Genomic DNA, 21,887 nt, shown 5'->3' with positions numbered 1-21,887 from the left:
CCTACTGCACCGCCTCGTGCTCGCGGCCCTCCAGGGCAAGCTGCACGTACTCGGCGGTCTTGATCTTGGCGATGGTGCCCTCCACGTCGAGCCTCTCGGTGTTATGGGAGGTGTAGGACTCGTCGGCCTGGGTCTCCACCTCGCCGTCAACGACGAACTTGTCGTAGTTCAGGTCGCGCGAGTCGCAGGCGACGCGGTAGTAGCCGCCCATGTCCTCGGCGCGCAGGCGCTCCTCACGGGTCATGAGGGTCTCGAAGAGCTTCTCGCCGTGGCGGGTGCCGATCACCTGGGTGCCCACGCGGCCGAAGACCTCCTGGACGGCCTCGGCGAGGTCGCCGATGGTGGAGGCAGGGGCCTTCTGGATGAACAGGTCGCCGGGGTTGGCGTGCTCGAAGGCGAACTGCACCAGGTCGACGGCCTCGTCAAGGTTCATCAGGAAGCGGGTCATGTTGGGGTCGGTCACGGTAAGCGGCTCGCCCTTGCGGATGCGGTCGATGAACAGCGGGATGACGCTGCCGCGCGAGCACATGACGTTGCCGTAGCGGGTGCAGCAGATGGTGGTTCGGCCGGCGCCGTTGCGGGCGTTGGCGTAGATGATGGACTCCATCATGGCCTTGGACTTGCCCATGGCGTTGATGGGGTACGCGGCCTTGTCGGTGGACAGGCACACGACGCGGTCCACGCCTTCGTCGATGGCGGCGTGCAGGACGTTGTCCGTGCCGATGACGTTGGTGCGCACGGCCTCCATGGGGAAGAACTCGCAGGAGGGCACCTGCTTCAAGGCGGCGGCGTGGAAGATGTAGTCCACGCCGTGCATGGCGTCGCGCACCGACTGGGCGTTACGGACGTCGCCGATGAAGAAGCGCACCTTGGAGGCGAGCTCGGGGGACCTCTCCTGCAGGCGGTGGCGCATGTCGTCCTGCTTCTTCTCGTCGCGGGAGAAGATGCGGATCTCGGCCAGGTCGGTGTCCATGAAGTGCTTGAGCACGGTGTTGCCGAACGAGCCGGTGCCGCCCGTGATCATGAGGGTCTTGTCTTTGAATGCGGTGGTGGGTTTCATCTACTTGCCTTCCTTGCGTTTAGCACCCGTGAACTGGTAAAAGAGAAATTTGGTATTAGTAACGAGATATCGTTTGAATAGTCGCTTCGGCTCCTGCATCAGGCGGTATAGCCACTCGAGACTTAGGTTCTGCATCCAAATCGGTGCCTCCGGCACCACGCCGGCGAGGACCTTGAAGGCTCCCCCTACGCCGATCATCAGTGGCTGAGGGCCGCCTTTAAGCTCATGCATGAGGACTTCCTGGCGCGGAGCGCCAAGTGCAATCCATGCAAAGTCGGCGCCAGAATCGGCAATGCGTCGTGAAAGGTCTCGTTTCTCGCCATCGGAAAGCGGACGAAAGACGGAAGGCTCCATGCCAGCAATTTCCAAGCCTGGATACTCTTCCTGAAGCGATTCCTTGAGCGCCTCGAGGTTTTTCTGTTCGGTGCCGTAGAAGTAATGGCTCCATCCGTGCTGAGCGGAAATACTGAAAATCTCGCGCATCAGATCCGGACCGGTCACGCGCCCCATCGACGTGACCGTCTCTCGGCCGACAACCGATAGGGGCTTCCCATCGGGAACGGACATAACGGACTCAGCCTGACAGGACCAGTAGCTGGGATCGTCATGGGCCATGACCGACGTATGGGCGTTAGAGACGCAGATATACTCACCATGCAGATTGTCGATATTATGAGTAATGAAATCGACGCATTCAGACATATTGGTGCCCGTGATCGGGACATCGATCACGGGCACACGGTTTAATTCGGGATAATGATGATAGGACTTAAGCACTAAAACGCACCCTTTCCCGTGATTACTTCAATAACGGTGAGGGCGATAATCCTTAAGTCGGTGAGAATGCCACGCCTCGCAATGTACTCAAGATCTCGCTGGACCATACCGTCGAAACCAGTTGAGTTTCGATCGGTAACCTGCCACCAGCCGGTGATGCCGGGCTTGACGGCCAGACGCTGCAGGTCGAATTCTGTGTACTCGGCCACCTCGTTAGGCAGCGGCGGGCGCGGGCCCACGACGGACATCTGCCCCAGGAACACGTTTAGGAACTGCGGGAACTCGTCGATGGAGTGCTTGCGGATGAACCTGCCGATCCTGGTGACGCGGGGGTCCTCCCTCATCTTGAACATGGCACCGGCGATCTCGTTCTGCTCCTTGAGCTCGGCGAGGCGCTCGTCGGCATCCTTGTACATGGAGCGGAACTTCCACATGCGGAAGGTGGACAGGCTGCCGTCGCGGTGGGTCTGGCCCACGCGGATCTGACTGTAGAAGGGGTTGCCCTCGCTCTCCAGGCGGATGGCGGCGGCCAAAATCAGGCTCGGAATGGCGATGACAGCCAGCACGCAGCCGCTGAACACGATGTCGAATGTGCGCTTCACAGCCCTATAGACAAGGCGCGAGCGATCCCAGTCCATGATGGATTGCATGGCCTTGTAGCGGCAGGCGCTCTCGCGCCGGTCCATGGCCTGGGCAATCAGCACCGCCCCCGCGGGCGCATCCGTTGCATACTTTGTTTTATCCGACACGTTCTCTTCCAAGACTTCGTCCCCAGATTGGGGATCCTCACTGTTTTGCTAGACAATCGCCCGCAGCTAGGCGATCGCCTTTTTGAGGTTTCGCATTACGCGCTGCTCGGCTGAAAGCACGGCAAGCCCAACGCGCGTTGTTACGCGTCGGCCGCACAGGTCGAGCTCCAAATAAGCAGTGCTCTTGCGTCTGTTAATGGTTTTGATAAGGCCTTCGTGGCCCAGCAACGGACCTGCCGTCACTACGACCTGGTCACCGTCTTTTAGGGCCTCGCTCATGGACACCACGCGGTCTCCCCTATGCGTAAAGCTACCAATAAGCTGAACCTCTTCTTTTGCCAGCGGCACAAACTGACCATCCTGGGCAAGCACCCGGGCAAAGTCGTCCATGCGTAGCAGATACTGTTGCACGGCTCGAGGATCTGTCGTATCGCAGATAAGATAACCGGGAAAAAGCGGCTTGGTCGTATCGACCCATTCGCCGTGTACCTTGATCTCGGTTTGAAATTGGGGATAAAAGAGCTCCTGCATGGCGCTCGCCGGCACCATGTGCTCGATGCGCTCGCGCATTACGTCTTCGCGACCGTTAATGACCTGGATTACATACCACACGAGCACCACCCCCTTGCTGTCTTACGTGTGGCTCGCGGGGTTTGGGTATGGCTTCGCCAGGGCGCTTGTGCGCGAAGGCGCTCCATATTCAAACCCTGAGCCCAGTTAGACAAGCACGTGGCTCTGCCCCACCGTGAACGGTATATATAAGTGCAGTTGCTAGAGACGCGGACGTGTATCGCAAAATGACCGCGTCCCCAGCTGACTGCGTGCGAACCAGTCAAGCGGGTACAAAACTGGACCGCACGCAAACAGCTGAAGGACTGCTGTGGTTTGCCGTAACAATTCATTGCACTGTCTAATGCAAACTTATAAGTAGCCACAAAAGCAAGTGCAAAATCGCGCATGGCAATCGATATTGGAGCTCGTGGTTTTTCTAACACCGCCGTTACGGCCGGATGCTGATCGACCCTGCGCTTTGCGACTAGCTGGAACCGCGAGCACAGTTGAACTCATGTAACGTTAGGTATCCTAGCACAAGCTGTTAGTGAAACTGATTTGGGCTGCGTTGGACAACATATCGTTCATTTGACGTGCTTAAGGGGGTTGTTTTGGGATGTTGTTCACGTTAGCGCAGGTTATTGGGGTGCTGGCAATAATTGGGAGCGTTCCTGAAGCCCAAATGGAGCAGCGAGCTGCACTGGTAATTGCGTTTGGATAACAAACTAAGTACAGACATGAGAAATAAATTGTGCAACTTTTTGTTGGTGTGGTTATGAGTTTGTGTATCGAGGTGTTTTGGCATGAAAAAGGCCTTCGGGATTCCGAAGGCCTTTGCATTCACGATGGTGGAGACGAGGGGAATCGAACCCCTGACCTCTTGACTGCCAGTCAAGCGCTCTCCCAGCTGAGCTACGCCCCCGTGACGAGGAGATACTATAGGGGAAGTTGGCGCGACGCGCAAGGACTTTTTTGGGGTCAGATTTTAAATACCTATTGATATAGGTAAGCGATGGCGGTGCCAGTGTGGACTTGGATCGTGGCTGTTGACCTGACGACGTTGCTGATGCCGGTGTCGGCTAGTAGACCTAACGAAGCGTGATCTAGTTCCCATTCTAGGCCGTGTTCGCTTACCTTGGTGTTGGGGGCTATGGCGATTATGGAAAAGGTTTTGCCGGTTGCATTCTCAATGGTCCAGGATTCGCCTTCGTGCAGAATGCGGGCCGTTACTTCGTCTTCTGCGATCCAGACGGGGGCATCTTTGTAAGCTGCTAGTAGGCCTAGGACGCTTAGGGCCATGTCCGGACGGCCGCCCGTAGCACAGGTTGCCACAACCTCGGCACCTGGCCAGCGGCGACGGACGGCATCGAGCGCCAGCGCCAGATCGGTATAGTCCTTGTAAGGGTCGTGGCGTTCTACCTCAAAGGCTTCGGCGGCATCGACCAACGCACGGCCCGCGTCGCTCACCGTGTCGGCATCTCCTACATATACGTCGCAGCCAAGCCCCGCGCCCAGCAGTGCATCGAGTCCGCGGTCTACCGCGACAACGTGGTCGCACTCCCCCGCCAGGTGGCACAGCAACTCGGGGCTCGCCACCTCCGGCGAGCCGCAGACCACTAATACCTTGCAAGCCACAGCCCTCGCCTAGCCCTCAAACTCAAGAACGCGGGCCAGGTCTAGGTCCACGTAGCTGTCAATAAAGATGTCGCAGTTGGCGCGAACATGGTCGCGCTCCATGCGGCCGTGCGGGTCATAGATGCCTACACGCTTAAAGCCGGCGGCGCCAGAACTCTTTAGGCCAAAGACGGCGTCCTCAAACACCCATGTGCCCTCAAACTTGTGCCCATGGCGCTCCTCAAGGCGGCGCAGCGCAAGCTCGTATACGTCGGGGAACTGCTTGGAGCGTCCCGCCTCACCCGTGGTGGTCACAAACTCCATGTAGGCATCGAGCCCGGCACCAGCGAGCGCAGACTGCACCAGCTCGGCCGGCGTGGACGTAGCCACGCACATGGCAATGCCCGCCGCCTTCGCCTGCTCCAAAAATGCCAGGAGCCCCTCGCGCGGCGGCACCTTGGAGTACCCATCGATCAGGATGTCGCTCAGCTCGCGATACAGCTCCTCGCCATTCGCTCCAATGCCCCAGGTGTCGTGGTAGGCCTGGCACTCGTCCTCGAGCGACAAATGCTCAAACTGGGCAAAATCGTCGACCGTCACGTCAACTCCGTGGCGATGCAATAACTCGGGCTGGGCATAGGCCCAAACGGGGGTGCTATTAACCAGCGTGCCGTCGCAATCGAAAATAAAAGCGACATTGGGAGCGGCGGTCTGGGACATAAATGTACCTTTCGATGTCAAATGGTAAACAACCTGCTAAAAACGTTTTACCAAACGTCAAACCAACAATCAAAAAACCCTTATTGGTAAAACTGTCAAGAGTTTTACCATCGCAATTCTGCCAGTGGTCTAAACATGGCGCTTACCGATTAAACGCCGCCCAAAAACCACTTTCCTTCATAAAAGTAACGTACAGGTGTTATCGTAGTTTCTGCCGAAAGTTCCACCGAGCACGCGAGGTGGAACGAATCATAGAACTATCGCCGTCCCTTCGATTCGTGCAGCCTTGGACCTTTCGCATCTAGTCACCAAGGCAACACGCTGCCGCGTCATGATGGGATCAAACGTGAGCGATACAAAGCTAAAGCCAACGGCTAAAAAGCCCGCAACCCGTAAAGCCGCCCCGCACGCACCGGAGCTCACCAAGGACGATGTCTATCTATTTGGCATCGGCACGTGGGAGCGCAGCTGGGAAAAGATGGGCGCGCACCCCGACACGCAGAACCGTACGCGCGGCTGGCGCTTTTGCGTTTGGGCGCCCGATGTAAAGAGCGTGCATGTCATTGGCGAATTTAACGACTGGAACGAAGAAGCCAACCCGCTGGTGCCAGTGCATACGAGCGCTATTTGGGAAGGCTTTATTCCTGGCGCCGAGCAGGGCCAGCTCTATAAATACCTCATCGAGACCAACGAGGGTGAGAAGCTCTACAAGGCCGATCCGTATGCCTTTAAGGCCGAGTGCCCTCCGGGCACCGCAAGCGTGCTGTGGACTCTCGACGGCTATAAGTGGAACGACGCCGCATGGCTCAAGCGCCGCGCCGGCCACAACCACATGTCGCAGCCGCTGAACATCTACGAGGTGCATATTGGCTCGTGGAAGCGCCACGGCGACGCACCACAGGGCGAGCCGGATGAGTACGGCAACTACCCCGGTCCCATGGATCCCTTCCCCGCGCAGCGCGGCGAGTTCTATACCTACGACGACCTGTCGGTGGAGCTCGTGGACTACGTGCGCGACATGGGCTACACGCATATCGAGGTCATGCCTCTTATGGAGCATCCCTTCGATGGCTCCTGGGGCTACCAGACGACCGGCTACTACGCTGCCACGTCGCGCTACGGCAACCCGCAGCAGCTCATGCACTTTATCGATGCGTGCCACGAGGCGGGCATTGGCGTGATCATGGACTGGGTGCCCGGCGGTTTTTGCGCCGACGCCCACGGCCTTGCCACCTTTAACGGCCACATGCTGTTTGAGCACGAGATTCATCCCAACTGGGGCACGCACAAGTTCGATTTCGCTCGCGGCGAGGTACGCTCCTTCCTGGTCTCCAACGTACTGTACTGGCTCGAGAACTTCCACGTGGACGGCATTCGCATGGACGGCGTGTCCAGCATGCTGTACCTCAACTTTGGCATCGACGATCCTGGCCAAAAGAAGTTCAACAAGTACGGTACCGAGGAGGATCTGGACGCCAGCGCGTTTATCCGCCAGGTCAACTGCGCCGTGGAGGCACACTACCCCGACGTGATGATGATGGCCGAGGAGTCCACCGCGTGGCCGCTCGTGACCTATCCGCCGCAAGACGGCGGCCTGGGCTTCCACTACAAGTGGGACATGGGCTGGATGAACGACACCCTGCACTACATGCAGACCGATTTTCCGTGGCGCCCCGGCAACCATGGCCTGCTCACGTTCTCCATCATGTATGCCTTTACCGAGAACTTCATTTGCCCGTTGAGCCACGACGAGGTCGTACACGGCAAGTGCTCGCTCATCGGTCGCATGCCGGGCGACTGGTGGCGCCAGTTTGCCGGCCTGCGCACGCTGGCCTTCTACCAGATGACGCATCCCGGTGCCAAGCTCAACTTTATGGGCAACGAGATCGGCCAGTTTATTGAGTGGCGCTACTACGAGTCCATCCAGTGGTTCCTGACCGAGGAGTACGAGACCCACCGTCATCATCAGGCGTTTATCAAGGCGCTCAACCACCTGTACACCGCCGAGCCCGCTCTGTATGAGCGCGGCTACACCGACGACGGCTTTACCTGGATCGATGCGGACAACTCCAAGCAGTCCATCGTGAGCTTTGTGCGCCAGGGCGAGGACGTCGATGACGACCTGGTGATCCTGATCAACTTTGACCCGGCGAGCTACGAGAGCTTCCGCGTGGGCGTGCCGCGCGAGGGTGACTGGGAGGTCATCTTTGATTCCGACCGTCCCGAGTTTGGCGGCAGCGGCTATGCCGGCGAGGAGCCCTACACCTGCTCGAGCGAGCCTTATCCCTGGAACGGGCAAATGGACTCCATCGAAATCAAGGTGCCCGGCCTGGCAGGCGTGGTGCTCAAGCGCCGCGGTCCCAGCAGCTACAAGCCGCCGGTGGTCGAGGAGCCCAAGAAGGCGACGCGCAAGCGCACGTCCTCGGTAAAGCCCAAGGCCGCGGCTGCTAAGAAGGCGCCGGCCAAGGCGAAGGCCACGACGACCAAGGCCAAGGCTGCCGCAAAGCCCGCTGCTAAGGCTACCGCAGCCAAGAAACCGGCTGCCAAAAAGGCCGCTACCAAGGCCAAGTCTGCTTCTGTTAAGCCGTCTGCCAAGGATGCGTAACAAAACCGTTACAGCTGTAATTAACCGCCCCGCGGGGGCGTAGGATACATGTCATAACCGTTCCGGGAGAAACATCCCCGGGGGAAAGGAACGTATGAATAAGATCTTCGACAACAAGCAGGAGTTTACCGAGCTCTATCGCGATGCCGTCATGAGCATCAGCGGCAAGAGCGTCGAGGCCGCCAGCGACCTCGACCGCTTTAACGCCCTGGCCAAGCTCGTGGCCGAGAAGGCGCGCACCGTTGCCACCAAGAGTGACGCCCGCGTCACCGCCGAGGGCAAAAAGCGCGTGTACTACTTCTCGATCGAGTTTTTGATCGGCCGCCTGCTCGACAACTACCTGCTCAACTTTGGCGTGCGCGACATGGTCGCCGAGGCGCTCGACGACATGGGCTTTGATCTGTCCGTCATCGAGAACCAGGAGCCCGATCCGGCGCTGGGCAACGGTGGCTTGGGCCGCCTGGCCGCATGCTTCCTGGATTCCATGGCAGCCGAGGGCATCGCCGGCTACGGCAACGGCATGCGCTACCGTTACGGTCTGTTTAAGCAGGAGATCGTCAACGGCAGCCAGGTCGAGGCCACCGACGAGTGGCTCACCCACGGCTATCCCTGGGAGGTCCGTCGTCAGGATAAGGCCGTGACCATCAAGTTTGGTGGCCATGTTGAGGGCTTTGAGGAGAACGGCCGCACGTTCTACCGCACGGTGGACACACAGGACATCCTGGCTGTCCCCTACGACATCCCCGTTGTGGGCTATGCCGGCGAGACCGTCAACAAGCTGCGCGTCTGGGCCGCTGAGCCAGTCGAGGAGCACTTTGATCTGGAGGCCTTCAACCGCGGCGACTATGCCCTGGCAGACGCCGAGCGCGCCGAGGCCGAGGCCATCAGCGCCATCCTCTACCCCAATGACGCCGGCGAGCACGGCCGTCTGCTACGCCTGAAGCAGGAGTACCTGTTTGTCTCGGCCGGCATCTACAGCCTGCTCGACACCTTTGAGAAGGAGCACGGCGCTAACTGGGAGCTGCTGCCGCAGTTTGTGGCCATCCACACCAACGATACCCACCCCGCCATGTGCGGCCCCGAGCTCATGCGTATCCTCATCGACGAGAAGAAGCTCGAGTGGAATGACGCCTGGAACATCGTGACGCAGGTCGTGAGCTACACCAACCACACCATCCTGCCCGAGGCTCTGGAGAAGTGGCCTATCGGCACGTTCTCCAAGCTCCTCCCCCGCGTGTACCAGATCATCGACGAGATCAGCCGTCGTTGGCACGAGTCGTTCGACACCACGAAGGAGGGCTGGCAGGAGCGTCTGCGCCAGACCGCCATCCTGTGGGACGGCGAGATTCGCATGGCCAACCTGTCTGTGATCTGCAGCCACAGCGTCAACGGCGTGGCCAAGATCCATTCCGACATCATCAAGAACATCGTGCTCAAGGACTTCTATGCCCTGACGCCCGAAAAGTTCAACAACAAGACCAACGGCATCTCGCACCGTCGCTTCTTTGCCGAGGCCAACCCCACCTATGCCAAGCTCGTGACCGAGGCCATTGGTGACGGCTGGCTTAAGGACGCCTTTGAGCTGGAGAAACTCAAGGAGTTTAAGGACGACACCGAGTTCCTGAAGGCCGTGGGTGCCTCCAAGCGCGCCAACAAGGAGCGTCTGGCCGCCTACGTTAAGGCCGAGACCGGTCTGGTTATCGACCCCAACACCGTCTTCGACGTTCAGGTGAAGCGCTTCCACGCTTACAAGCGCCAGCTCATGAACATCATGAAGGTGATGGATATCTACAACCGTCGCATCGCCGATCCTAACTTCCACGTGACGCCGACGACCTTCATCTTTAGCGGCAAGGCCGCCTCGAGCTACACCTTTGCCAAGGAGACCATCCGCCTCATTAACTCCGTGGCTGACGTCATCAACAACGATGCCCGTGTGAACGAGGTCATGAAGGTCTGCTTTATCCCCAACTTCCGCGTGAGCAACGCCCAGCTCATCTACCCCGCCGCCGAGATCTCGGAGCAGATCTCCACGGCCGGCAAGGAGGCCTCGGGCACATCCAACATGAAGCTCATGATGAACGGCGCCATTACGCTGGGCACCCTCGACGGCGCCAACATCGAGATCGCCGATCTGGCCGGCCGCGAGAACGAGGCCATCTTTGGCCTGACCGCCCCCGAGGTCGAGCAGCTCTGGGCATCCAACAGCTACTTTGCGTGGGATACCCTCAACGGCGACCGCGAGCGCCTGGGCCGCGTGATGGACGAGCTCAAGGACAACACGTTTGCGGGTCTTTCGGGCAACTTCGAGAGCATCTACAACGAGCTCATGAACAACAACGACCCCGACCTGGTCATGGCTGACTTCCGTAGCTACGTGGATGCATGGGAGAACCTCACGGGCAGCTACGGCGACCAGGAGACCTGGAACCGCAAGGCCCTGCTCAACACCGCCTCGAGTGGCTGGTTCTCGTCCGACCGCACCATTCGCGAGTATCGCGACGAGATCTGGCACGCATAAAGCGCGCGAGCTCCCTTTGCCGCACGGCATTACTCGACGGGCGTGACAGTGCGCCGCGCCCGTCGCTAATGGGTTAGGAACATCGATGACAGAAGGAGAAATCGATGAGTAAGAAAGAATGCATCGCGATGCTCCTCGCAGGAGGACAGGGCAGCCGATTGGGGGCACTCACCCAAAAGATCGCCAAGCCGGCGGTTAGCTTTGGTGGCAAGTTCCGCATTATCGACTTTTCGCTGTCCAACTGCTCCAACTCGGGCATCGACACGGTGGGCGTTCTGACGCAGTACCGTCCCTACCTGCTGCATGCCTACGTGGGCTCCGGCGAGGCGTGGGATCTGGACAGCCGCGACGGCGGCGTGTCGATCCTGCCGCCGTACGAGACGCAGACCGGCGGCGCCTGGTATGCGGGCACGGCCGACGCCATTACGCAGAACCTCGACTACATCAAGGCCAACGACCCCAAGTACGTCCTGATTCTTTCGGGCGATCACCTGTATCGCATGGACTACCGCAAGATGCTCAAGACGCACATTGAGAACAACGCCGACCTCACGGTGAGCGTTATGCCCGTGCCGTGGGAGGAGGCCAGCCGCTTTGGCATCCTGACCACCGACCCCGAGGACGGCCGCATCACCAAGTTCACCGAGAAGCCCGAGAAGCCCGATTCGAACCTCGCGTCCATGGGCATCTACATCTTCTCGGCCGACGTGCTGATCGAGGCACTCGAGGAGGATGCTCTGGACCAGCGCTCGAGCCACGACTTTGGCAAGGACATTATCCCCAAGCTGCTCGGCGAGAACAAGCGCCTGTACAGCTACGAGTTCCACGGATTTTGGAAGGACGTCGGCACCATCGCCAGCTTCCACGAGACCTCGATGGACCTGTTGGGCAACAACCCCGAGTTCGATCTGTTTGACAAGAACTTCCCCATCATGTCCAACATCACCACGCGTCCGCCGCACTACATTGGCCCGGACGGCCGTCTGGACGACTGCTTGGTCTCCAACGGCTGCAAGATCTACGGCACCGCTCGCCACTCGATCCTTTCGACCGATGTCATCATCGAAGAACGCGCCGTGGTCGAGGACTCCGTGCTGCTGCCGGGTGCGCACGTTAAGAGCGGCGCGCACATCTGCCGCGCTATTTTGGGCGAGAACTCCACGGTCGAAGAGGGCGTGAAGCTCGGCTCTGTCGATACCACCAAGGATACGGCCGTCGTTGGAAATGACGTCGTTATCGGGAAGGGGGAATGATCCGATGATCAATCGCAAGGCCATCGGTTATATCACCGCTAACTACTCTTCGTCCTACGGCAGTGTCCTGCTCAAGGACCGCCCCATCGCGTCCGTTCCGTTTTTGGGCCGCTACCGCCTGATCGACTTCCCGCTGTCCAACATGATGAATGCCGGCATTAAGACCGTCGGCGTCGTCATGCCGGGCAACTACCGCTCGCTGATCGACCACGTGGGCTCTGGCAAGGACTGGGGCCTGGACCGCAAGAAGGGCGGCCTGTTCATGGTGCCCGGCAACGCGTATGGCACCACCAAGGGCGGCATGCGCTTCCTGCTGCGCGACATCATCTCCAACAAGACGCTGTTCCAGCGCTCGGAGAAGCCCTATGTCGTGATGATGGGCACCAACATCATCTTTAACATGGACCTCAACACCATCATCGAGGCGCACGAGAACTCTGGCGCCCAGATGACCGTGGTGTACTGCAAGGCCACGCGCAACGTCGATGACGAGACCAAGCTCGAGATTAACGAGAACGGCCGCCTGACGGGCGTGAGCGCCGGCGTCGTGTACGGCGACAACGCCTCCATGGACTGCTGCATCGTCAACCGCGAGACGCTGCTCGAGATCATCGACCACTACCAGGCCGCCGACTATCTGGACCTGCTCGAGGCACTCCAGGGCGACTTTGGCAACATCGACGTGTGCAGCTACGAGTACAAGGGCGAGGTCGTGGGCGTGTTTAGCGAGAAGTCGCTGTATCGCCGCAGCATGGACCTGCTCGACCAGACCGTCGCCGACCAGCTCTTTGACCCCGAGCGTCCGATCCTGACCAAGGCTCACGACGTGCCGCCTTCGCGCTATGCGACCGGCAGCCACGCGTGCAACTCGATCATCTCGGCCGGCTGTATCATCAAGGGCACCGTGCGCAACTCAATCCTGTCACGCGGCGTCGTGGTCGAGGAAGGAGCTTCGGTGACCAACTCGATCATCAACCAGAGCTGCATCATCAAGAGCGGCGCCCGCGTTGAGAACGCCATTCTGGACAAGAACAACGTGGTCCCCACCAACACCGAGCTTCGCGGCACGCCCGAGAACATCCTGGTGCTGGGCAAGGCTCCGTTAACTTCCGACACCACCATCGTACGTTAACGTTGGCACCGCAACATCGCTCGTAACATGTAGAATAGCCGCCCGGTTAGCGCCAGGCGGCTATTCTCGAATTGCAACATGGGAGACAATATGGCAGATTCCAGCAAAAAGATGCAGATCGTGTTTGCCTCGGCCGAGTGCGCACCGTTTGTAAAGACCGGTGGCCTGGGCGACGTGGCGGGCTCGCTGCCCGCGGCGCTTGTGCGCGCCGGCGCCGAGGTCATCGTCATGGTGCCCAAGTACGCCACCATCAAGGACGAGTACAAGGCGCAGATGGAGCACTTCTCCGACTTTTACGTGAGCCTGGGCTGGCGCAACGAGTACTGCGGTCTCGAGAAGCTCGAGCACGACGGCGTCACCTATATGTTCATCGACAACGAGCGCTACTTTGCGCGCGACTATCCGTACGGCTTCTTTGATGACGGCGAGCGCTTTGCGTTCTTCTCCAAGGCCATCACCGAGAGTCTGCAGCACTTGCCGGCCGGTTTTGAGTGCGACATCCTGCACTGCAACGACTGGCAGACGGCACTGGCGCCCGTGTTCTTGCGCGAGTTCTACCAGGGCCTGCCGCTGTACGACCGCGTCAAGACCGTGTTCTCTATCCACAACGTGGCGTTCCAGGGCCAGTTTAGCGACACCGTGATGGAGGACATCCTGGGCGTGGCGCATATTCCGGCGGCCGCCTCGCAGCTGCGTTGCGACGCCTGCAGCATCAACTACATGCTGGGCGCGCTGCGCTATGCCGATGCCATCACCACGGTGAGCCCCACCTATGCCAACGAGATCCAGACGCCCGAATTTGGCGAGGGCCTGGACGGCGTGCTGCGCGAGCGCTCCTATGCGCTGCAGGGCATCCTCAACGGCATTGACGTGGCGGGCTTTGACCCGGCGACCGACAAGCGCATTGCCGCCAACTACACCGTGGAGGACCGTTCCGGCAAGGCCGTGTGCAAGGCCAAGCTGCAGGAAGAACTGGGGCTCGAGGTTCGCGACGACCGCCCGCTTATGGTCATGGTCACGCGTCTGACGCGCCAGAAGGGCTTGGATCTGGTCATGTACGCGCTCGATCGCATTTTGGCAGGCGGCGTGCAGGTGGCCGTGCTTGGCACTGGCGACCGCGACAACGAGGATGGACTGCGATACTTCCAGGACAAGTACCCCGGCACTATGGCCGCACGCATCGAGTTCGATCCTGCGCTGTCGCAGCGTATGTATGCCGCAGCCGACATGTTCCTGATGCCTTCGAAGTTTGAGCCCTGCGGCCTGTCGCAGATCATCGCCATGCGCTACGGCACCCTGCCGATTGTTCGTGAGACCGGCGGTCTGAAGGACACGGTGATCCCGTATAACGAGTTTACCGGCGAGGGCACGGGCTTCTCGTTTAGTAACTTTAACGGCGACGAGATGGGCGACGCCGTGTTCCGCGCGGCGCGTCTGTTCTGGGATAACCGCGACGCCTGGAACCAGCTGGTAACGCAGGCCATGAGCCAGGACTTTAGCTGGACGCGCTCGGCCGACAAGTATCTGGACCTGTACTTCTTTATGCATCCGGAGATTGAGCGGCCGGCGGCTGTTGTCGACGAGCCTGTGGTTGTGGCTGAACCGGTGGCCGCCGAGGAGCCCAAGGCCGAGGAGAAGCCTGTTGAGGCTGAGCCCGCAAAGGCCAATCCTGAGGTGAAGGTCGAGGCTACTCCCGAGCCCGAGCCTGAGGTGAAGCCCGCTGCGAAGCCTGCGGCCAAGAAGACCACGACTCGTAAGACGACGGCCAAGAAGGCCACAGCGGCCAAGGCGACGGCAACCAAGACCACCGCTGTCAAGACAACGACCTCGCGCAAGCGCACCACCGCAGCTGCCAAGAAGGCCGCCGAAGCCGAGGCTGCTCCCGAGGTAAAGGCCGACGCCGTCGAGGCTAAGGCTGCGGCAAAGGCACCGGCAAAGACCGCTGCCAAGAAGACAACCACGACCGCCAAGAAGACTACAGCTACGAAGGCGACGGCTACCAAGGCCGCCGCGACCAAGGCAGCCGCAAAGCCGGCAGCCAAGGTCGAGGAGACGCCTGCAGAGTCCAAGGCGGAGGCAACCGTCGAGGCCAAGCCCGCTGCCAAGACCACCACGCGAAAGCGCACGACGACGGCCAAGAAGACCACGGCAAAGGCTGCCGCTCCTAAGGCAGAGGCTATGCCCGCCGCCGTCAAAGAGGAGACCAAGCCCGAAGCAAAGCCCAAGCCGGCACCGAAGGCCGCTAAGGTCAAGACCGCTCCGAAGGCTACGCCAAAGGTCGAACCCGCCAAGAAGGCCCCGGTCTCCCCCGTCGCCGCGACCGAGGAAAAGGCTCCGACCAAGAAGACCTCCGTCCGCAAGGCAACGGCCACCCGTAAGCGCCGCTAGCATACAGACGATTCAAAACCTCATCAAACCCTAAGCAAGGGGCGCTCCAACCGGGCGCCCCTTCTCTGTAGATAGTGGTAAAACGATTTTCTAGGACAACCGTTCGCCGATGGTAAACGGATGTTGTTTATACAGCCTGTGTACAAAAGATATACTTACAACTTGTGCGTAAAGCCATGGCCCGCAGGCCGTGATTCTATTGAACTGGACCGTATTATGAGATTGATACACAACAGCCGTCTTCCGCAGTTTCGCACTCCGTTTGGCGCTGTGGCCACTGGAACTACCCTTTCGCTCTCCGTGATTCTGGAGGATGCCGACCCCAACCAGGCAACGCTTACGCTGCGCACCTGGGTCGATGAGATCGGTGAGTCTCGGTATCCCATGACGCACGAGGGCGACGGCATTTATACCGTAGAGCTTGAGTGCACCGAGTCCTGTCTTATCTGGTACAGCTTTATCTGCAATATCGAGGGCCAGCCCGAGGTCCGCTTGGGCGCACCGCAGGGTCGCACCGGTGGCGAGGGCGTAACTTACGACTACGCCGAGGTGCCGTCCTTCCAGATTACCGTCTATAAGCACCGCGAAGTGCGTCCCGAGTGGTACGAGCGTGGCATGGTCTACCAGATCTTCCCCGATCGCTACGCCCGAGATGAAAACTGGCGCGAGCGCACGCTGGCCGAGGTCGAAAAACCACGCAACGGAATCCAGCGCCGCATGGTCGAGGACTGGAACGAGCCGCCCGTGTACGAGCGCGCCGAAGACGGCTCCATCAAAACCTGGGACTTCTACGGCGGGTCGCTCAAGGGCATCCAGGAAGACCTGCCTCGCATCGCCGAGCTGGGCTTTACAGCCATCTACCTCAACCCCATTTTTGAAGCCGCGAGCAACCACCGCTACGACACGGCCGACTACACCAAGATCGACCCGATCCTGGGCACCGAGCAGGACTTTACCGAGCTGTGCCAGGCGGCCGAGAAGCTGGGCATCTCCATCATTCTGGACGGCGTCTTTAACCATACGGGTGACGACTCGATCTATTTCAACCGCTACGGCAACTACCCCGGCGTGGGCGCGTGGCAGAGCGAGGATTCGCCATGGCGCGATGCGTTTTATTTCCACGAGGATGGCTCATACGACTGCTGGTGGGGCGTGGGCAACATGCCCGCCATCAATGAGAGCTCTGAGCTGGTACGCGAGCGGCTCCTGGGCAAGGACGGCGTGATCCGTAAATGGCTACGTGCCGGCGCTCATGGCTGGCGCCTAGACGTGGCCGACGAGCTTTCCGATGACTTCCTGGCCGAGATCAAAAAGGCCGTGCTCGCCGAGAAGCCTGATGCACTGTTGCTCGGCGAAGTCTGGGAAGACGCCTCCAACAAGATCAGCTACGGCCATCTGCGCCGCTATCTGCAAGGCTCCGAGCTGGACTCTGCTATGGATTACCCCTTCCGCGACATGGTCATCGGCTTTTTGATGGGCTACAAGAACGCCTACCAGGCAGCCGAGGATATCGAAACCCTGCGCGAGAACTATCCCCGTGAGGCCCTGTCCTGCGCACTTAATCTGCTTTCGAGCCACGACCGTCCGCGCATTATCTCGGTGCTCGGCGGCGGCCCCGACGAGTCGCAGCTGCCCGAGTGCGAGCGCAGCAAATGGCGTCTGGACGAGAACTCGATGGGCCTGGCCAAGAGCCGTTTTTGGCTCGCAACGCTCATGCAGATGACGTTCCCGGGCGTGCCTTCGATTTACTATGGCGATGAGTACGGCCTGGAGGGGCTAACCGATCCGGGCAACCGCCGCACCCTGCCGACCAAGGACCAACTGCACGACTTCGACACGCTGGCTATTGTCAAAAACGCCTCCGCCGTACGCCGCGCACTACCGTTTATGATCGACGGCGAGATCAAGGCTTTCGCGCTCAACGACGAGGTGCTGGCATACAACCGCACGGGCAAGGATGGCGAGTCCGCGACGGTTATCATTAATCGTAGTCTGCGCAATTCGCACCGCGTGACGATTCCGGCGCTCGACGAGTGCGCGAGTGATGTGATCAGCGGTCACGAGTGCGAGATCCACAACGGCACGGTCACGCTCGATTTGTATCCGCTGGGCTCGTCGATCATCTATCATCATGCCGAGCAGCGCCTGCAGGAGCCGCTCGATCACGGCGCAGGCGTTGTGTGCCATATCACCTCGGTACCGACCGATGACGGCAAGCCCGGCACGATCGGCGCACCCACGCGTCGCTTTATCGACCATCTGTCGGCTATGGGCATGCGCTACTGGCAGGTCCTGCCTGTCAACCCAACGGACTTCTTCCGCTCCCCTTACGCCGGGCCTTCGGCCTTTGCGGGCAATATTGACCTGCTGCCCGAGAGTCACAAGGAGCTAGCCGCCGACTTTGAGACCTGGAAGGCCCGTGGCGGCGAGGATGCCGATCCGCTGTACACCGCGTTTAAACATCGCAATGCCGATTGGCTCGAGAAGTACTGCGTCTACATGGCCGTCAAAAAGTACTTTGAGGGCGAATCGCGCCACGATTGGCCGGCAGATGTTGCGCGCTACAACGAGCATCTGATCGACGACAAGCGCTTCCACGACGAGGCCGAGCTTCAGGCGTACATGCAGTACCGCTTTGACCTGGCTTGGTGCGAGCTCATGAACTATGCACACAAGAAGGGCATCGAGGTCATCGGCGATATTCCTATGTACGTGTCCGACGATTCGGCAGATGCGTGGAGCGAACCCGAGAACTTCTGGCTGTCCGATACCGGTAAGGCAATCGAGATCTCCGGTGCGCCGCCTGATAACTTTGCGCCCGAGGGCCAGGTGTGGGGCAACCCAACGTTCCGCTGGGACCACATGAAGCAGAACGGCTATAGCTGGTGGATGGATCGCCTACGTCGTGCGTTTTCGCTCTACGACCGCGTGCGCCTGGATCACTTCCTGGGATTCCACAGCTATTTCAGCATTCCCGCGGGCAAGGCATGCGCCGACGGGCGTTGGCTGGCAGGACCGGGCAAAGACCTGTTCCAGACCGCCTATGACGAGCTGGGTCCGCTCAACTTTATCGCCGAGGACCTGGGCTACCTGACGCCCGGCGTTCGCGCCATGGCTTCGACTTGCGGCTTCCCCGGTATGGACGTACTGGAGTTTAGCGATTACGACGTTCGTTGCGGCGTGCACCCTACGCCCGGCAAGATCCTGTACACATCGACTCACGACACGTCGACGCTCGCGGGTTGGTGCACGCGCTCCTTTGCGGGCGGCGACGAGCCGAGCGGTGTTGAGCTGGCAGCCAAGCTGATGAGCGACGCGCTGACAAGCGACGCTCCCCTGGTGATGATGCCGCTGCAGGACGTGCTGGGGCTTGGCGACGACACGCGCATGAACGTACCGGGCGTGGCCACGGGCAACTGGACCTGGCAGGCTGACGAGGCCGACGTTGCGGCCGCTGAGGGCAAAACCGCACAGCTCCTGCGCAACACGCATAGATTCTGGGGCGAAGCGTGATAAAACGCCCGATATAGGGTACAGTTACAGACGTTTGAATTTTTGCGGGCAGAGTAATCTGCCCGCTTTGTGCTGAAAAGGAAGTATTATGGCGCGCTACGATTACAAGTGCTCGAGCTGCGGCAACGTGTTTGAGGTTGAGCATCCCATGTCCGAGACCCCCGAGGTCGTGTGCCCCAACTGCGGCGCTCCGGCCGCCAAGACGTTCTCGGCCAGCGGTATTAAATTTGAGGGCAGCGGCTTCTACAACACCGACCAGCGAAGCGGCGGCTCCAGCACCAGCGCCACCAGCGGCTGCTGCGCCAACTGCCCGCATAACCACTAGAAACCAATCAGCCCCGCGATCAACACCGATCGCGGGGCTGTTTCTTTGTGTCGCAGGTAGCTCTATGAGTTGCGGACCAGGCGGGCGCAAAAGTGGCCGTCGTAGGAGTCGGCGTTTACCGGCACGCTTTGGAAGAGGCCTCGATCGTTCTGGCGTACGGATACGAGCTTCTTGGCCTGCTCGAAATCGGGCAGTTGCAGGATCTGCGCCTCGGAGAGCGGCTCCAGGCTAAAACCGGTACCCTCGGGAGAGTTTAGGAAAGCATCCACGACCTGCGTGTTCTCTTCGTCAAAGACCGAGCACGTCGCATAGATGAGCTCGCCGCCAGTAGCCACGCGCGCGGCAGCCTCTTTGAGCATCGTCAGCTGCAGTTTGGGCAGCTCAACCGTCACATCCTTTTCGGTCAGACGCCACGGAATCTCGGGATGACGGCGCATAGTGCCGGTGCCAGAGCACGGCGCGTCGATAAAGACCGTGTCGAACTTAACCGGCTCGCCAAGCATGGCATCAAATGATGTGAGCACCTCATCAAGCTCGCAAGCATCACCCGAAACCGTACGAACGCCCTGAATGCCGGCCTTATGCAGGCGAGCGAGATTCAGATCGCACTTGCGATCATGCAGATCGAGCGCCGTATGCTGACGCTCATAGCCCGCACGCTTGGCCTGGCACATCATCACATAGGTCTTGGTGCCACGACCAGCACCAATCTCAAGGCAGCTACCAGGGCGCGTGGCAGCTGTGGCGATAAGTTGCGCGTTGAGATCAGATGCCACCGCGGCAGCACGCTCAAACACACCCGAAGCAACGGTAACCTGGGCATCAACCGGGGCATGGCAGCCCGGGAACACGGGTGCCACAAGCTGCGAAATATACGGATCGAGCTTAGTCGCAAAGGCGTTCTCATGCAGGGCCAGCGGCGCGGGGGCCAGATTGCCGGCAAAGTTAAGCGCACCCTCGGGCGTGTCAAACGACGCCATAATGCGAGCGCACAGCCAGCGAGGAAGACCCATAAGGCGCGACAGACGAACCAAGCGTCGCTCGGACTCATCCATGTCGGATGCCGTGGCAAAGTCCTCAACATTGTCCGCAACCTTATGCAGTACAGCATTGGCCAAGCCGGCGGCGGACTTAGCACCGCAACGAACCAGTTCAACACCCTGACTTACGGCAACACGGCCCGGCGTATGCAGGTAGAGCATCTCGAAGGCCGAGATACGAAGCGCCATGCGAACGCGCGGCGCAACCTTTTTGGGCTTATCGAGAAACTGATCGAGCAGCTCGTCCAAAACACCCTGCGTGGCGGCAACACCGAGCGCCAAGCGAGCGGCAAACGCAGAATCGCGCTGGTCAATGGCCTTGGCGGAAGCACGGGAAGACAACACGTCGCGCGCATACATGCCACGGCGATCGGCCTCCATCAGCACATCGAGCGCAAGCTTGCGCGCGGGAGACAGCTTGCTCATGACAAAACACCCCACGAAAGATCGGCACCCTGCAGGCCAGCAGCCCAAGCAGAAGCGACCATAGCACGCTTGCCATCAGGCTTAACCTCGAGCAGTTCAACCGAGCCATCAGAAAGGCCCAGGTAAACACGCTTGGCCTTAACGAGAACCTGACCCTCGCCGAGCGACACATCAGCCGCCGCAGCATCGAGCACACGCACGGTCTTGCCGGCAATCACGCAACGAGCAGGCGCGGTATCGGACGAAGCGAGCACATGACGCACGCAATCGAGCGCCGCCATTTGCGGATCCAAGCGCATCTCCTGCTTAGAAATCTTGGCAGCATGGGTAACGAGCGCCTCATCCTGTTCAGTCCACACGGCGGTGCCATCGGCAAGAGAAGGAAGCGTATCGGCAAGCAGTTTGCCGCCAAGCTCACCAAGCTCCATAGTCAGCGCCTCAGCATGCTTACCGAAAACCGACGTGGAAGCCTGAGCACAATAAGCACCAGTATCCACACCATGCCCGATGCGCATGATAGAAACGCCAGCAACCTCGTCACCAGCAAGAATGGCACGTTGAATGGGAGCCGCGCCGCGCCAACGAGGCAGCAAGGACGCATGAACATTCACAATGCCGAGCGGCGCCATATGCAGCACCTCATCGGGCAAAATGCAACCATAGGCAGCCACACAGAAAATATCAGCCTGCGCAGCCTGGAGCGCCGCAACAACCTCGGGCGTCATACGACTGACCTCAACAACCGGCAACCCCAGCTCAAGCGCCTTGGCCTTAACAGGAGACGGCTCCAACTTCTTACCACGCCCACGAACAGCATCGGGACGAGTAATGACAAGCGCAATCTCGTTCCCAGCCTCAACAAGCGAAGTAAGCGAAGGCACAGCAAAATCAGGCGTACCCATAAACACAATACGCATAAAGAACGTCTCCCTTCAACCAAAGCCGAGACGGCTACAAATAACAGCGGAAAGCCAAGTACTCAGCCCATCCGCAATAACAATTCAACAAGAACAAATATACCCAAAACCAAAGAAAGAGCCGCAATAAAAGCAACTCTTCCAGCAAAGCACCCATCAGCGAAGACGCCCATCCCTGGCCCGACGGCACCCGGGCGAGTCAAGCAGCGTCAACGTAGTCCCCGGGGCGCCCGCCTATATCGTTCCGCGCGCAGTTTCGCAGCGCAGCGAGAATGTTTGAGCACGGGATGATATA

Annotated in this window: 15 protein-coding genes and 1 tRNA gene; 7 read left to right on the top strand and 9 right to left on the bottom strand. The window is 59.8% G+C overall.

What is annotated here, in order from left to right; genetic code table 11:
• Position 1: 1 nt before the first annotated feature.
• The 7 genes from DWZ15_RS03375 to DWZ15_RS03345 form a co-directional block, all read right to left on the bottom strand.
• The gene (locus DWZ15_RS03375; protein WP_118449381.1) at positions 2-1,060 is read right to left on the bottom strand and encodes a polysaccharide biosynthesis protein; all 1,059 of its coding nucleotides are present in this window, start codon (positions 1,058-1,060) and stop codon (positions 2-4) included.
• Positions 1,061-1,837, bottom strand: a complete 777-nt coding sequence (locus DWZ15_RS03370; protein ID WP_199580021.1) for a WecB/TagA/CpsF family glycosyltransferase — start codon at positions 1,835-1,837, stop codon at positions 1,061-1,063.
• On the bottom strand, positions 1,837-2,586 hold the full coding sequence (locus DWZ15_RS03365; protein WP_233544623.1) for a sugar transferase: 750 nt from the start codon (positions 2,584-2,586) through the stop codon (positions 1,837-1,839). The genes DWZ15_RS03370 and DWZ15_RS03365 overlap by 1 nt, the downstream gene beginning before the upstream one ends.
• A gap of 66 nt (positions 2,587-2,652) precedes the next feature.
• Positions 2,653-3,198, bottom strand: a complete 546-nt coding sequence (gene loaP, locus DWZ15_RS03360) for an antiterminator LoaP (protein WP_233544622.1) — start codon at positions 3,196-3,198, stop codon at positions 2,653-2,655.
• A 786-nt stretch (positions 3,199-3,984) separates the two neighbouring features.
• Positions 3,985-4,060: transfer RNA gene (locus DWZ15_RS03355), tRNA-Ala, on the bottom strand.
• 71 nt (positions 4,061-4,131) lie between these two features.
• Positions 4,132-4,773: a thiamine diphosphokinase gene (locus DWZ15_RS03350; RefSeq protein ID WP_118449377.1), complete on the bottom strand. Its 642-nt coding sequence runs from the start codon at positions 4,771-4,773 to the stop codon at positions 4,132-4,134.
• A gap of 9 nt (positions 4,774-4,782) precedes the next feature.
• Positions 4,783-5,472 carry an HAD family phosphatase gene (locus DWZ15_RS03345; RefSeq protein WP_118449375.1) on the bottom strand — a complete coding sequence of 230 codons (690 nt, stop codon included), beginning with the start codon at positions 5,470-5,472 and terminating at the stop codon, positions 4,783-4,785.
• Positions 5,473-5,803: 331 nt separating this feature from the next.
• Here DWZ15_RS03345 and glgB point away from each other — a divergent pair, with 331 nt between their 5' ends.
• The 7 genes from glgB to DWZ15_RS03310 all read left to right on the top strand — a co-directional run bounded on the left by glgB (position 5,804) and on the right by DWZ15_RS03310 (position 19,209).
• Positions 5,804-8,077 (top strand): 1,4-alpha-glucan branching protein GlgB, encoded by a 2,274-nt coding sequence (glgB, locus tag DWZ15_RS03340; protein ID WP_118449373.1) that lies wholly within the window; start codon positions 5,804-5,806, stop codon positions 8,075-8,077.
• A 94-nt stretch (positions 8,078-8,171) separates the two neighbouring features.
• The gene (locus tag DWZ15_RS03335) at positions 8,172-10,598 is read left to right on the top strand and encodes a glycogen/starch/alpha-glucan phosphorylase (RefSeq protein ID WP_118449371.1); all 2,427 of its coding nucleotides are present in this window, start codon (positions 8,172-8,174) and stop codon (positions 10,596-10,598) included.
• A 104-nt stretch (positions 10,599-10,702) separates the two neighbouring features.
• A complete protein-coding gene (locus tag DWZ15_RS03330; RefSeq protein ID WP_035138263.1) occupies positions 10,703-11,851 on the top strand; it encodes a glucose-1-phosphate adenylyltransferase in 1,149 nt (382 codons plus the stop codon).
• 4 nt (positions 11,852-11,855) lie between these two features.
• Positions 11,856-12,983 (top strand): glucose-1-phosphate adenylyltransferase subunit GlgD, encoded by a 1,128-nt coding sequence (gene glgD, locus DWZ15_RS03325; protein ID WP_117564079.1) that lies wholly within the window; start codon positions 11,856-11,858, stop codon positions 12,981-12,983.
• 90 nt (positions 12,984-13,073) lie between these two features.
• Positions 13,074-15,371, top strand: coding sequence for a glycogen synthase GlgA (gene glgA, locus DWZ15_RS03320; protein ID WP_199580020.1), 2,298 nt, complete (start codon positions 13,074-13,076; stop codon positions 15,369-15,371).
• A gap of 216 nt (positions 15,372-15,587) precedes the next feature.
• Positions 15,588-18,884, top strand: coding sequence for a 4-alpha-glucanotransferase (locus DWZ15_RS03315; RefSeq protein ID WP_118449369.1), 3,297 nt, complete (start codon positions 15,588-15,590; stop codon positions 18,882-18,884).
• 88 nt (positions 18,885-18,972) lie between these two features.
• A complete protein-coding gene (locus DWZ15_RS03310) occupies positions 18,973-19,209 on the top strand; it encodes an FmdB family zinc ribbon protein (protein ID WP_117564081.1) in 237 nt (78 codons plus the stop codon).
• Positions 19,210-19,271: 62 nt separating this feature from the next.
• Here DWZ15_RS03310 and DWZ15_RS03305 read toward each other — a convergent pair whose 3' ends face one another.
• Together DWZ15_RS03305 and fmt are read right to left on the bottom strand one after the other, a co-directional pair.
• Entirely contained in the window at positions 19,272-20,675 is a 1,404-nt protein-coding gene (locus DWZ15_RS03305) for an RsmB/NOP family class I SAM-dependent RNA methyltransferase (protein WP_118449367.1), read from the bottom strand.
• Positions 20,672-21,592 carry a methionyl-tRNA formyltransferase gene (gene fmt, locus DWZ15_RS03300; protein ID WP_118449365.1) on the bottom strand — a complete coding sequence of 307 codons (921 nt, stop codon included), beginning with the start codon at positions 21,590-21,592 and terminating at the stop codon, positions 20,672-20,674. Before fmt ends, DWZ15_RS03305 begins: the two co-directional genes overlap by 4 nt.
• Positions 21,593-21,887: the final 295 nt, after the last annotated feature.

Source organism: Collinsella sp. AF29-7AC, assembly GCF_003475665.1.
GTDB lineage: Bacteria > Actinomycetota > Coriobacteriia > Coriobacteriales > Coriobacteriaceae > Collinsella.
The sequence above is the reverse complement of the archived record's forward strand: the minus strand, read 5'-3'. Positions and strand labels throughout refer to the sequence as shown.